Source organism: Chromobacterium alkanivorans (assembly GCF_016937655.1).
Lineage (GTDB): Bacteria > Pseudomonadota > Gammaproteobacteria > Burkholderiales > Chromobacteriaceae > Chromobacterium > Chromobacterium alkanivorans.
Genome location: NZ_JAFHKL010000005.1, coordinates 287,456 through 299,808, shown reverse-complemented (window position 1 = coordinate 299,808; position 12,353 = coordinate 287,456). Strand labels below are relative to the sequence as shown.

Here is a 12,353-nt window from a genome sequence, read left to right as displayed (position 1 = left end):
TGTCCGGGTTCAGGGCGCGCAGCGGAGCTTGGCCGGCGGCTGGGTTTGATTGGAATTGCCGTTGCCCGGTTGGCCGGCGTTGTCTTGATTGTCGCCCAGGCAGCCGGCGAGCGCGGCCGCCAGCAGACAGGCGGCCAGCCGGCGCGCCCAGCGGGCCGCCACGGGGGAGAGAAAGTTGAGCGTCATCGGAGTGCAGTCGTCTTGTGGCGGCGCGCGCGCCGCGGTGAAAAACCAAGGGCCCGGAAGCGGAATCCGGGCCCTTGCCCAGCCCGGCGGAACGGCCGGGCGGGAAAACGATAGCGAGAACGCGTTACCTGATGATGGCGGTTTTGTGAAATCGGATATTCATGCCGTCGTCAAGACCGTCGCGCTCAAGACTGCGGCGGGGGCGGCGGCGCCAGCGCTTCCGGCGCCGCTTCCTCGCTCCGCGCGGAGAAGCGATACCAATCTAGCCTCCGGGTCAGCGTCATGATGGCGGTCAGCGCGGCGAACAGCAGCAGGCTGCCCAGCAGCAAGGCGTTGTCCTCGGACTGCAACAGGCCGTACAGCACCGCGTACAAGAGGCTGAGCAGGCCGGCGAAGCCCAGGCCGCGCTTCCAGCCGCCGAGGATGTGGCTGACGTAGAAACCGATCTGGCCGACGCAGGCCGTCGCCGCCAGCAGATAGGCAGGCCCGAAACCCAGGTGCTCGGACAAGGCCAGCAAGACCAGGAAGAACATCACCAGCGCCATGCCCACCAGCACGTACTGGATGGGGTGCACGCGCAGGCTGCGCAGCGTTTCCAGCAGGAAGAAGGACAAGAAGGTCAGGCCGATGAACAGCACCGCGTATTTGACCGAGCGCTCGTTCTGCTGATACTGGTCCACCGGCTGCACCAGGCCGGTGCTGAAGGACGGCAATGCGCTCAGGCCGGACTTCCCTTCGCTGAAGGCCGCCTGCTGGAAGCGGTCGTTCAGATTGTTGGCGAACCAGCTGCTCTCCCATTGCGCCTTGAAGCCCTTGGCGTCCACATTGCGCTGCACCGGCAGGAAGTTGCCGATGAAGCTGGGGTGCGGCCAGTTGGACGCCAGGCTCAGCGTGCTGCTCTCGCCCACCGGCACATAGCTGATGCTGCGCGTGCCCTGCAGATTGAGCTGGAAGGCGAACGGCAGCGTCTGCGCCTTGGACAGGTCCAGCAGCTGCGGCAACGCCGCGTGTATGCCCTCGCTCATCCGCGGCAGGCCGGCGCCGGCCGCGAAGGGGAGCGCCTTGCCGCCGGCGTTCAGCCGCGGCACTTTGCCTATGCCGCGCGGATCGCTGATGCCCACCGCCAGATAGGGAGTTTTCAACTGAATCGACGGCTTGAGCAGTTCCGGCTGCGGCGGAATCTCGAAATGGCCGTTGAAGCCGGCCTCGCTGCCGAAGATCAACGCCTGATAAATGCCAAGCGAGCGCGGGCTGACTTTGAGCTTGCCGTCTATCGCCAACTGGCGCGGCAACACATAGCGCTCCAGCTCGTGCTTGACGCTTTGCGTCTTGCCGTTCTGCTTCTCCTCTACGGTTTCCACATAGGGAATCACCAGCACCGGACCGATCACGGTCTGCTCGCCGCTGGTGCTGGCCACCACTTTCTCCACCGCTTCTTCCTGGTAATGCTTGCGTTCGGAGATCAGGTTGCTGATCGCGCTCACCGGCACCAGCAGCGCCAAGGACAGCGTCAGCAGGATCAGGATCTTGGTCAATAAGGGGTTTTTCTTCATCGCTTGCCTCCGGGTTTCATCACGGAAGACAGCGTAAGCCCTGGGAGTGAAGCGGAAATGGGCTGGTGTGAAGAGCGTGTGAAGTCCGCGCGGCTCAGCCCGGCGGCAGCCACAGCCGCGCCTCGGCGCCGCCGTCGGCGTGGTTGAACAGCTCGGCGCGGCCGCCGTGCAGCTGCGCCACCTCCCGCACCAGGCTCAGGCCCAGGCCGGTGCTTTTGCCGCTGTCCGGGCGCGGCAGCGAGTAGAAGCGCTCGAACACGCGCTCCAGCGCGTAATCCGGCACGCCCGGCCCGTGATCGCGCACGCGCAGCAGATAGCCGCCCTCTTCCGGCGCGCCGTCCAGTTCGATCACGCCGCCCGGCGGGCTGAACTCCAGCGCGTTGTCCAGCAGATTGGACAAGGCCTGCGCCAGCAGCAGCCGGTCGCCGTTCAGGCTGGCCGGCGCCAGCCTGCGCACCATGCCGACGCCGCGCCGCGCGGCGGCCAGCGCCTTGCCGTCGGCGGTTTCCTCGATCAAGGCGGTCCAGTCCAGCGCCTGGGCGTCCGGCCGCAGCCGGGACTCCACCCGCGCCTGCCACAACAGCCTTTCGATCAACTGCTGCATGCGCAGGCTCTGCGCCAGGATGTTGTCGACGAAGCGGCGGCGCGTTTCCGGCGGCGGATCTTCCCGCAGCAGCTCGCCGGCGCCGCGTATCGCCGCCAGCGGGCTTTTCAGCTCGTGGCTCAGCGTGTGCACATAGCCTTCCACATAGGCCTTGCCCTCCAGCTTGCGCCGCATCGCCTCCACCGCCTGGCCCAGGCTGTCCAGCTCCGGGCTGCCCAGCCGCGGCAGATTGGCCGGCTGGCCGGCCGCCACCGCCTCGGCGTAGCCCACCAGCCGGCGGATGGAGCGGTTGATCCACCACACCATCACCGCGCCTATCAGCAGGGCCGCGCCCAGCAGCGCGCCGCCGGCCAGCATGATCTTGCGCTCGCTGCGGCGTATCACCGGCTCCATCGTCACATTGGGCTTGGACACGGTCAGCGAGCCGACGATGCGCCCATCCAGCCGCACCGGGGCGGCCACGTGCATCACGCTGCTGTTTTCGTCGTCCGGCTTGCTGCGGGTGCTGCGCGCGCCGTATTCGCCGCGCAGCGTGCGGTAGACGTCGTTCCAGCGCGAGTAATCGCGACCCAAGTCGCGGCCGCTGGAATCGAAAATCACCACGCCGCGCGCGTCGGTGACGTAGACGCGGAACTCCATATTGTTCTTGACGATGCCGGAGATGTTGGCGGCGATGGGCGGCCGCGCCTTGTCGCGGAAGGCGCGCGCCAGCCGTCCGTTGGCGATGTCGCCGTCGGCCAGGTCGGCGGCGGCGATGCCGGCCAGCACATTGGCGCTGTCCACCAGCGTGCCCTCGGTGGCGCGGCGCACGCCCGGCTTCACTTCCTGGGTGAAAATGGCCAGCACGAACCAGCCGGCCACCGCCACGATCAGGAAATAACCGAGGAACAGCCGCAGGCCGAAGCGCATGCTCACTCGCCCAGGCTGTAGCCCAGGCCGCGGTGGGTCTGGATGGGCTGGGCGTCGGGGTCGATGTCGCGCAGCTTGGCGCGCAGGGTTTTGACGTGGGTGTCCACGGTGCGGTCGAAGCTGTCCTCGGCGTCGCGCCACACCCGCTCCATCAGCTGCTGGCGCGAAAACACCCGGCCCGGCTCCGCCAGCAGGGTTTTCAGCAGCAGGTATTCGTAGCGGGTCAGGTTCAGCTTATGGCCGGCGAAATGAACGCAGGCGCGCGCCTCGTCCAGTTCGAAGCCGGCGGGCGCCGGCGCGGCGGCCGGTGCCTGGCCCTTGGCGTAGCGCCGCAGGATGGTGCGCGCGCGGGCGCTGACCTCGCGCGGCGAGAACGGCTTGGCCACGTAGTCGTCGGCGCCGATTTCCAGGCCGATGATGCGGTCCATTTCCTCGCTGCGCGCGGTCAGGAACATCAGCGGCAGATCGGCTCGCTCGCGCAAGCGGCGGCACAGCTCGAAACCGTTGATGTCCGGCAGGCCCACGTCCAGGATGCACAACGACGGGACGGCGTGGTCCAGCCGCTCCAGCAGCGGCAGGCCGCGCTCGAACCACTCGACGGCGAAGCCGTCGGTTTCCAAGGTGTAGATCAGGGTGTCGGCGATGCCGGCCTCGTCCTCGGCCAGCCAGATCAGCGGCTTCATGGCCGCGCCGGCGCCGGAGCCAGCCTTTGCGGCAGCAGCCGCAGCGCCTCGGCGTTGGACGGCGAGAACACTTTGTCGGCGGCCTCGTCCCAAGGCAGCCATTGCTGGGCCAGATGCTCGCGCGGCGCCAGCGTCACCGTCAGCGGCCGCTCCAGGCACAGGCCGAACACGTGTTCGTCGTTGTGGGTGACGCCGTCCGGATAACGGTGGCGCCAATGCGGATAGATTTCGTAGCGGTTGACCAGGCCCCAGTCGCTGAGCCGGGGGTCGTCGCGCTCCAAAACCAGGCCGGTTTCCTCGGCCAGTTCGCGCAGCGCGGTGTCGCGCAAGGCTTCCTCGCCTTCCCGGCTGCCGGTCACGGATTGCCAGTAACCGGGCTTGTCGGCGCGTTCGATCAACAGCGCCTGGCCGTCCGCGGTGTGGATCACCACCAGCACCGATACCGGTTGCTTGCTGCCCATCAGCGCTTGCCTCCGTTGGCCGGGCTCTGGCTGGCCAGCAGGCCGGCCAGCTCCACCGCGGATTTGACGCCCATCTTGTCGAACACGCGGGCGCGGTGCACTTCCACCGTCTTCATGCTGATGGCCAGCTCCTCGGCGATCTGCTTGTTGAGCTTGCCGGTGAGGATCAACTGCATCACTTCGCGCTCGCGATCGGTCAGCAGGGACAGCGCGGCGGACACCTTGCTGCGGCGGCCATGCAGCAGACGGTTCTGCTCGTCGCGCAGCACCGCGGCCTCGGCGCGCTCCAGCAAACGCTCGTCGTCGAACGGCTTCTCCATGAAATCCAGCGCGCCCAGCTTCAGCGCCGCCACCGCGTGCGGCACGTCGCCGTGGGCGGTGAGCATGATCACCGGCGGACAGTATGGCCAGCCGGCCAGCTTTTCCAGCAGCATGATGCCGCTCATGCCGGACAGCCTCAGGTCCAGGATGATGCCGTTGAAGTCGCCGCCGTCCGGGCAGGCCAGAAACTCCTCCGCGCTGTCGAAGCCGCTGGCCAGATAGCCCTGGCCGTCCAGCAGCCATACCAGCGACTCCCGCACCGCGGCGTCGTCGTCTATGATTGCCAAGCGTTTGCCTGCCATGGAGGCGTCTCCCCTGCCTTAGTCTTGCGGCTTGTCGTTGAGAATGCGGATTTCCCGCTGCGGGAACGGCATTTGAATGCCATGTTGCTGGAACAGCCGCCAGATTGCCATATTCAGATCGGATTTCAAGCCCATGAAGCCGTTTTCCGGGTCCGCCACCCAAAAGCCCAGCTCAAGATTGATGCTGCTGTCGGCAAACAGGGTGACGAAACCGCGCGGCGCCGGGTCCTGCTGCACCCGCGGGTGATTGGCCGCCTGCTTGAGCAGCTCCAGCGCCTTGTCCAGATCGGTGCCGTAAGCCACCGACACCGGCAGGCTGGTCCACATGCTCTTGTCGGAATACGACTGGTTGACCACGGTATTGGACATCAGCGAGTCGTTGGGAATCAGCGCCTCGGTGCCGTCCGCGCCCTTGAGCACCACGTAGCGCGAGGTCATCTTGGTCACGTAGCCCACGCGGTTCTCCACCATCAGCCGGTCTCCGATGCGAATGGAGTGGTCCAGCAGGATGATGAAGCCGGACACGAAATTGCTGGCGATCTTCTGCAAGCCGAAACCCAGGCCGATACCCACCGCGCCGCCGAACACCGACAGTACGGTCAGATCGATGCCCACCACCGGCAGCGCGATCAGCACCGCGGCGATCAGCAGCCCGGTGCGGGTCAGTTTGGCGAACACGATGCGCAGGCTGGGGTCCAGATGCTTCAAATTCATCAAGCGCGATTCGATCAGGCGGCTGGCCCACAAAGCCACCACCACGATGATGGACACCCACAGCAGGCCGTTGAGTATGGTCAGCATGTTCAAGCGGCTCTTGCCCACCGAGAACGACATCGACTCCAGCCACTCGATCACCACCATGTCGAAGCCTATGGCCCAGCTGACGAAGCCCAGCCACAGGGCCGTGGCCAGGAAATGCTCGGTATGGCGTTCGAAACGGCCCTTGGGCAGCGCCTGGCGCACCACCGCGCAGCACAGCCGGATCAGGGTCAGCCAGAACAGCATCGCGCTCAGCAGGTGCAACACCATCGCGCGCTCGTGCAGCAGGTGCACCCAGGCCGAACGCGACAGCATCACCAGCGCCTGCGCCGCCACCGGCAGCACCAGGCGGAAACCCACATAGGGCAAAAAGCGCTCGTAGCGCTCGGGGCTGTGATCGAAAAATTGCTTGAAGGCGAAACGGGCCAGATAGAAGGCGATGAACACGCACAACACGCCTATCGCCGACTCCATCATGCCGGACGGGGTTTGCAGAATGTCCAGCAAGGCATCGAAATCGATTTCTTCACGCTTGAACAGCAATGTGGTCTCCTAAAGCTTTGGAACGAGTCCCGATAAAAATCACAGCGGCAGATCGGCGGCGCGCGCCGTCTCCGTCAACTTGCCTTCCGTCAGGCGCAGCACCCGCTGGGTGCGCGCCGCCAGGTCCAGATCATGGGTGACGATGATCAGGCTGGTGCCCAGCGTGCGGTTCAGTTCCAGCATCAGATCGAACACCTGCTTGGCGGTGTGCACGTCCAGATTGCCGGTGGGCTCGTCCGCCAGCAGGCAGGCCGGACGGGTCACCAGCGCGCGCGCGATCGCCGCCCGCTGGCGCTCGCCGCCGGACAATTCGCCCGGCTTGTGCTGCAGCCGCTGACCCAGGCCCACGCGGCCCAGCATCTCGCTCGCCTCCCGCTCCGCCTGCTTGCGCGGCATGCGGCGGATCAGCAGCGGCATCATCGCGTTTTCCAGCGCGCTGAATTCAGGCAGCAGATGATGGAACTGATAAACGAAGCCCAGCGAAGCGTTGCGCAGCCGGCCGCGCTCGGACTCGGACATGGTCGCCAGATCGCGGCCCAGCACCTCCACCCGGCCGGCGCTGGGCGTGTCCAGGCCGCCCAGCAAATGCAGCAGCGTGCTCTTGCCGGAGCCGGACGCACCGACGATGGCCAGGCTGGCGCCCTTCTCCACCGTCAGGCTGACTTCGGACAACACCGTCAGCTGCAGCTTGCCTTCGTTATAGGACTTGCCCAGCCCTTGGCACGACAACACATTACTCATAGCGCAAGGCCTCCGCCGGTTGCGTGCGCGCCGCGCGCCAGCTGGGGTACAGCGTGGCGAACAAGGCCAGCGCCAGGGAAATCAGGGTGATGGTGGAGACATCGCTCCACTGCACGTCGGACGGCAGGTAGTCGATCATATACACCTCGCTGGACAGAATCTTGCTGCCGATCACGCGTTCGATCAGCGGCACGATCACATCCAGGTTCAAGGCGATCAGCACGCCCGAGGCCACCCCGGACAAAGTGCCCAGCACCCCGGCCACCGAGCCCTGGATCATGAAGATTTTCATGATGCTGGCCGGCGACGCGCCCAGCGTGCGCAGAATGGCGATGTCCGCCTGCTTGTCCGTCACCACCATCACCAGCGTGGACACCAGATTGAAGGCCGCCACCGCCACGATCAGCGTCAGGATGATGGTCATCATCCTTTTCTCGATCTGCACCGCGCGGAAATAATTGGAATTGGTGTCGGTCCAGTCCGTCACCAGGTTTTGCGGCAGCTTGGCGCGCAGCGCCTGCTTCACCGTCGGCGCCAGCATCGGATCGTCCAGCTTGAAGCGCACGCCGCTAACACTGTCCCCCATCCGCGACAACACCTGGGCGTCGCGCAGGTTTACCATCGCCAGCGAGGCGTCGAACTCGAACATGTCCACCTTGAAAATGCCCACCACGGTGAACTGCTTGGAGCGCGGCAGCATGCCCGCCGGCGTGATCGTGCCCTGCGGCACGAACAACATCACCTTGTCGCCCAGGCCCACATTCAGCTGGCGCGCCAGTTCCGCGCCCAGCGCCATGCCGAACTCGCCGGGGCGCAGGCTCTCCAGCTTGCCGGCCACCATGTGGCGGCCCACGTCCACCACCTTGTCCTCCAGTGCTGGCTCGATGCCGCGCACCAGGCCGCCGCGGACATTGCCGTAAGCGGAGAACAGGCCCTGGCCGTTGACGAAGGGCGCGGCGGCCAGCACATGCGGCTGCGCGCCGCCCAGCTGGGCCACCTGCCGCCAATGATCCAGCCGGCCGTCGTAAGTGCTGACCTCCAGGTGCGAGGCCACGCTCAGGATGCGGCCGCGGATTTCCTTCTGAAAGCCGTTCATCACCGACAGCACGATGATCAGCGCGGCCACGCCCAGCGCGATGCCGACGATGGAAATCAGGGAAATGAAGGAAATGAAACCGTTGCGGCGCTTGGCCCGCAAGTAACGCAGGCCGATAAAGGCTTCAAAAGGCCAATGCATCAAAAAAGCCCCTTTCCGGAGCGAGTCGCGGGCTCGCCGCGCGCGGCGGCCAACCCGAGGGGGTGGATGAAAACGGCGCTCAGCGCCCTTGATAGGGGTTGTGCAGGCTTTGCATCACCTGAACCAGGAAATCCTTCACCTGACCCTCGTCGCAGCCCATCAGCACCGCGTCTTCCAGCGCGTCCTGCGCCAGCTGGGCCAGCTCCTCCAGGTTCTCCTGCATCACTTTCAGTTTTTCCACGCAAGCCACCACATTGCCTTGCGGGTCTTTCCACACCGGTATGTCCACTTTCAATGCCATCGTCTCGCTCCAAAGCACATTGCCCGCAACGCGGGCAATGTCGTTCCTGCATCCTTATCAGCTTAAGCCGCCAATCAACGCTTGGCTTTTTTCTTGGCGCCGGCGGAGGCCTTGCCGCCCTTCTTCGCCGCCGCCTTGCCGCCGCTCTTGCCCGACTTCTTGGCTTCGGCCTTGCCGCCCTTTTTGGCGGCGGCCTCCGGCTTGCACTTCTTGCCCTTGCGGCATTTCGTCGCCGGAGCACTTTCCGCCGCGGCCTTGCGCGTCGGCGCCGCCACGTTCAGATCGTCCGAGGTGTCAGCCGATTGCGCCGCCGTGCTGCGGTTCACCCGCCGCGCGCCGTTGAAGCGGCCGTTCCAGTAGCTCTGGTTGATATTGGCCACTTCGATGTTCTTGCCGGTGCGCGGCGCGTGAATGAACTTGCCGTTGCCCATATACATGCCGACATGGGAATAGCTGAAGCCGCGGGTGTTGAAAAAGACCAGATCGCCGGGCACGAGTTCGCTGCGATTGATGGATTTCCCCACGCGGGCCATTTCGGCGGAAGTGCGCGGCAGATTCACTTTCAGGGATTTTTGAAACACATAGCGGATAAAGCCGCTGCAATCCAGGCCGTTTTCCGGCGAATTGCCGCCGAAACGATAGGCCACGCCCAAGAGGCTCATGGCTTGCAACAACAAATCCCCCACCGCGTCTTCCGCGGGGGAGGAGAATTTGGATATGGGATCGTCCTGGCCGGACTGCGCGCTAGCTTCCGCCGCGGGGCGCCCTTCCGGAGGGGCCTTTTCCGGCGCCGCTTCAGCGAATACCATAAAGCCCGCCAGCACCAGAGTCATTAAGCGGAGTTGCAATTTCATAGGCCGAACTCTATCGGACGGGGGCGGTAGTGTAAAGCCGCAGCCCGGCCGTTTCCAGCGCTTTGGGCCGGCCCGCTTGAACCTTGGACAAGACAGCCGGCACTAATGGCGTACAATCCATCGCATTGGCATGGCCGACGACAAAACCGCGCGGCGGGACGGCGCCGGCGCGCCCGGACGGCAAGCCTTTGTTTTTGAGTAAAAACCCAATGCCCACAAGGCAGAACCGATGCTGAGAGAAACTCTGATCGCCATGCGCGACCTGCCGCGACTGAAGGAAATCAGCGGCATCCTGATCCGTCACGGCCTGGGCGAATTCGCCCAAAGGCTAAAATTACCGCGCGCGGTGGAAAAAGCCGGTCAATGGCTGAACCTCAACCTGCCGGAGCCGGAAAACCGCCCGCCCACCCCGGTGCGCGTGCGCCTCGCCTTTGAAGAACTGGGCCCCACCTTCATCAAGCTGGGCCAGATTCTCTCCACCCGCGTGGATGTGTTTCCGCCGGACTGGATCACCGAATTCGAAAAGCTGCAGAACAAAGTGCCGCCGGTGCGACCGGAAGCGGTGCGCCGCCTGGTCAAGGCCGCGCTGGGCGACGAGCCGGAAGCCGTGTTCGCCCACTTCGACTTCAACCCCATAGGCTCCGCCTCCATCGCCCAGGTGCACCGCGCCACCCTGCACGACGGCAGCGACGTGGCGGTCAAGCTGCGCCGCCCCGGCATTGTGGACAAGGTGGAAGCGGACCTGCGCATCCTCAATCACCTGGCCGGCCTGCTGGAACTGGAGTTTCCCGACGTGCGCCGCTTTCAGCCGGTGGAAATCGTCGGCCAGTTCGCCCGCTCGTTGAAGCGGGAAATGGACCTGGCGGTGGAAGCGCGCAACTCCGAGCGTTTCGCCCGCGACTTCGCCGACGATCCGGAAGTGCAAGTGCCCAAGGTTTACTGGGACTACACCAACGCCGCCGTCAACGTGCAGGACTACATCGCCGGCGTGCCGGCCGCCCGGCTGGAACAACTGGCCGACAGCGGCCTGGACCCGGTGCTGCTGGCCCAGCGCGGCGCGGACGCGGTGCTGAAGATGATCTTGATCCACGGCTTCTTCCACGCGGACCCGCATCCGGGCAACGTCTTCTTCCTGCCTGAACACCGCATCGCCTTCATCGACTTCGGCATGGTGGGCCGCATCAGCCACGGCCGCCGCGACGAAATCGTCGACCTGCTCGCCGCCGTGGCCAACCGCGACGAGGCCGGCATCATCGACGTGCTGATCGAATGGACCGGCAACACCCCGGTCAACGAACGCCAATTCGCCCACGACGTGGGCGAATTCCTGTTCCAGTACGAACATGTTCCCCTCAAGGGCATCAACATCAGCCAGCTGATCGCCGACATCATGGCGCTGATCCGCGACCACTCCATCCTGCTGCCGCCGGACATGGCCATGCTGTTCAAGGCGCTGATCACCCTGGAAGGCCTGGGCCGACAGCTGGACCCGGACTTCCAGCTCATCGCCCACATCACCCCCTTCGTGCGCGAGCTTTCCATCGCCCGCTACCACCCGGCGGCCCTGCTCAAGCGCGGCCGCCACTCGCTGGGCGAAGCGCTGGCCATGCTCTCCAGCCTGCCGCGCGACCTGATGCGCATGGGCAAGGACATGCGCCACGGCAAATTCCGCGTCAACCTTGATTTGCAGCGGCTGGACAGCTTCGGCCGTCAGCTGGACCGCAGCACCAACCGGCTGACCATGGGCATCGTCACCGGCTGTCTGATCATCGGCTCCTCCATCGTGATGACCGTCAACGCCGGCCCCAAGCTGTTCGGCCTGCCCTTCTTCGGCTTCGTCGGCTTCATGCTGGCCATGTTCAACAGCGTGTGGCTGGTCTGGGCCATCTGGCGCTCCGGCAAGGATTTGTGACATGAAATCAAACAAGAAGAACCTCTTTGCGGCCGCCTTGCTCGGCCTGGCCGCCGCGGCCAACGCCGCCGACGTCATCACCCTCAACTGGCGCGACGGCGACGAAGTGGCCGCCGCCCTGCGACCGCAGCTGCGCGACGGCGAAAAATTGGGCGCGCTGGGCAACCAGCTGATCCTGGACGCCCCGCCCGGTCGCAGCGCCGAACTGCGCCGGCTGATCCGCCAACTGGACGTCAAATCCTCGTCCTTGCTGGTGGAAGTGACCCAGGACGGCGTCAGCCGCGAAAGCAAATCCGCGGTGCAGCTAGGCGGCCAGGTTCAGGGCGGCGGTTACAGCATCAGCACCGGCAAGCCGATGACGGTGCGCCCCGGCAGCCAGGTGGTGATCGCCGGCGGCGCCAGCCAGTCCAATACCCGGCTGCAGGCTAGCCAGGCGCTGCGCATGCTGGACGGCAAGACCGGCTTCATCGAGATAGGCAGCAGCCGGCCGCTGCCCTGGCTGATGTTCGGCGCCGACGGCCGGCCAGTAGTGGGCGTGCGCTACCAGGACGCCGTCACCGGCTTCTACGCCCGACCGCGGCTGCACGGCCAGCGCGTGACGCTGGAACTGGCAGCCAGCCAGCAAGCCTTCAACGGCCAGAACCTGGACAGCGCCAAACTGGCCACCACCGTGGAAGGCGCTGTAGGAGAATGGTTGACTGTGGGCGGCATCGGCCGCGACCAAAGCGGCCAGGAAACCGTGCTCATCGGCGTCAGCCGCAGCAATGTGCAACTGGAGCGCAGCATCAAGGTGAGAGTGACGCCGGCGCAGTAAGAGCCTGTTTACGATCTGCCGCGCGTCGTGAGACGTGGCACGGTGAGTACCGTTTCGAAATGCTCATGTACCACGCGTACATTCCGCTTTCTCAGTCGCAACGCCTTGTCTCGCCTTAGCTCGCGAGATCGTAAACACGTACGTAAGAGCCGCTAACAAAACCGCGCAGCGCA

General features: G+C 65.3%; 13 protein-coding genes. 2 read left to right on the top strand and 11 right to left on the bottom strand.

Going from position 1 to position 12,353, the window contains the following annotated elements:
• Positions 1-9 precede the first annotated feature (9 nt).
• The 11 genes from JW897_RS11360 to JW897_RS11310 form a co-directional block, all read right to left on the bottom strand.
• On the bottom strand, positions 10-186 hold the full coding sequence (locus JW897_RS11360; RefSeq protein WP_205466152.1) for a hypothetical protein: 177 nt from the start codon (positions 184-186) through the stop codon (positions 10-12).
• 185 nt (positions 187-371) lie between these two features.
• Complete coding sequence (creD, locus tag JW897_RS11355) at positions 372-1,739, bottom strand: cell envelope integrity protein CreD (protein WP_205466150.1); 1,368 nt, start codon at positions 1,737-1,739, stop codon at positions 372-374.
• A 94-nt stretch (positions 1,740-1,833) separates the two neighbouring features.
• Positions 1,834-3,252: a two-component system sensor histidine kinase CreC gene (creC, locus tag JW897_RS11350; RefSeq protein ID WP_205466148.1), complete on the bottom strand. Its 1,419-nt coding sequence runs from the start codon at positions 3,250-3,252 to the stop codon at positions 1,834-1,836.
• Positions 3,253-3,254: 2 nt separating this feature from the next.
• On the bottom strand, positions 3,255-3,935 hold the full coding sequence (creB, locus tag JW897_RS11345) for a two-component system response regulator CreB (protein ID WP_205466146.1): 681 nt from the start codon (positions 3,933-3,935) through the stop codon (positions 3,255-3,257).
• Complete coding sequence (gene nudB / locus JW897_RS11340) at positions 3,932-4,396, bottom strand: dihydroneopterin triphosphate diphosphatase (protein WP_048415210.1); 465 nt, start codon at positions 4,394-4,396, stop codon at positions 3,932-3,934. The genes creB and nudB overlap by 4 nt, the downstream gene beginning before the upstream one ends.
• A complete protein-coding gene (locus tag JW897_RS11335) occupies positions 4,396-5,019 on the bottom strand; it encodes a response regulator transcription factor (RefSeq protein WP_048415209.1) in 624 nt (207 codons plus the stop codon). The genes nudB and JW897_RS11335 overlap by 1 nt, the downstream gene beginning before the upstream one ends.
• Before the next feature lie 18 nt (positions 5,020-5,037).
• A complete protein-coding gene (locus tag JW897_RS11330) occupies positions 5,038-6,321 on the bottom strand; it encodes a mechanosensitive ion channel family protein (protein ID WP_240352168.1) in 1,284 nt (427 codons plus the stop codon).
• 39 nt (positions 6,322-6,360) lie between these two features.
• On the bottom strand, positions 6,361-7,062 hold the full coding sequence (lolD, locus tag JW897_RS11325; RefSeq protein WP_039754126.1) for a lipoprotein-releasing ABC transporter ATP-binding protein LolD: 702 nt from the start codon (positions 7,060-7,062) through the stop codon (positions 6,361-6,363).
• A complete protein-coding gene (locus tag JW897_RS11320) occupies positions 7,055-8,299 on the bottom strand; it encodes a lipoprotein-releasing ABC transporter permease subunit (protein WP_043593116.1) in 1,245 nt (414 codons plus the stop codon). Before JW897_RS11320 ends, lolD begins: the two co-directional genes overlap by 8 nt.
• A 79-nt stretch (positions 8,300-8,378) precedes the next feature.
• Entirely contained in the window at positions 8,379-8,600 is a 222-nt protein-coding gene (locus JW897_RS11315; RefSeq protein ID WP_048415208.1) for a hypothetical protein, read from the bottom strand.
• 74 nt (positions 8,601-8,674) lie between these two features.
• Positions 8,675-9,454, bottom strand: coding sequence for a C40 family peptidase (locus tag JW897_RS11310; RefSeq protein ID WP_048415207.1), 780 nt, complete (start codon positions 9,452-9,454; stop codon positions 8,675-8,677).
• A 229-nt stretch (positions 9,455-9,683) separates the two neighbouring features.
• Between JW897_RS11310 and JW897_RS11305 the strand changes: the two genes are divergently transcribed.
• Both JW897_RS11305 and JW897_RS11300 read left to right on the top strand, forming a co-directional pair.
• On the top strand, positions 9,684-11,366 hold the full coding sequence (locus JW897_RS11305) for an ABC1 kinase family protein (protein WP_048415206.1): 1,683 nt from the start codon (positions 9,684-9,686) through the stop codon (positions 11,364-11,366).
• Position 11,367: 1 nt separating this feature from the next.
• The gene (locus tag JW897_RS11300; protein ID WP_205466145.1) at positions 11,368-12,180 is read left to right on the top strand and encodes a hypothetical protein; all 813 of its coding nucleotides are present in this window, start codon (positions 11,368-11,370) and stop codon (positions 12,178-12,180) included.
• The last annotated feature ends 173 nt before the right edge of the window (positions 12,181-12,353 follow it).

Coding starts and splice junctions, on each gene's coding strand:
- JW897_RS11360 (WP_205466152.1), bottom strand. CDS start 186: ATGACGCTCAACTTTCTCTCCCCCGTGGCGGCCCGCTGGGCGCGCCGG.
- creD (WP_205466150.1), bottom strand. CDS start 1,739: ATGAAGAAAAACCCCTTATTGACCAAGATCCTGATCCTGCTGACGCTG.
- creC (WP_205466148.1), bottom strand. CDS start 3,252: ATGCGCTTCGGCCTGCGGCTGTTCCTCGGTTATTTCCTGATCGTGGCG.
- creB (WP_205466146.1), bottom strand. CDS start 3,935: ATGAAGCCGCTGATCTGGCTGGCCGAGGACGAGGCCGGCATCGCCGAC.
- nudB (WP_048415210.1), bottom strand. CDS start 4,396: ATGGGCAGCAAGCAACCGGTATCGGTGCTGGTGGTGATCCACACCGCG.
- JW897_RS11335 (WP_048415209.1), bottom strand. CDS start 5,019: ATGGCAGGCAAACGCTTGGCAATCATAGACGACGACGCCGCGGTGCGG.
- lolD (WP_039754126.1), bottom strand. CDS start 7,062: ATGAGTAATGTGTTGTCGTGCCAAGGGCTGGGCAAGTCCTATAACGAA.
- JW897_RS11320 (WP_043593116.1), bottom strand. CDS start 8,299: ATGCATTGGCCTTTTGAAGCCTTTATCGGCCTGCGTTACTTGCGGGCC.
- JW897_RS11315 (WP_048415208.1), bottom strand. CDS start 8,600: ATGGCATTGAAAGTGGACATACCGGTGTGGAAAGACCCGCAAGGCAAT.
- JW897_RS11310 (WP_048415207.1), bottom strand. CDS start 9,454: ATGAAATTGCAACTCCGCTTAATGACTCTGGTGCTGGCGGGCTTTATG.
- JW897_RS11305 (WP_048415206.1), top strand. CDS start 9,684: ATGCTGAGAGAAACTCTGATCGCCATGCGCGACCTGCCGCGACTGAAG.
- JW897_RS11300 (WP_205466145.1), top strand. CDS start 11,368: ATGAAATCAAACAAGAAGAACCTCTTTGCGGCCGCCTTGCTCGGCCTG.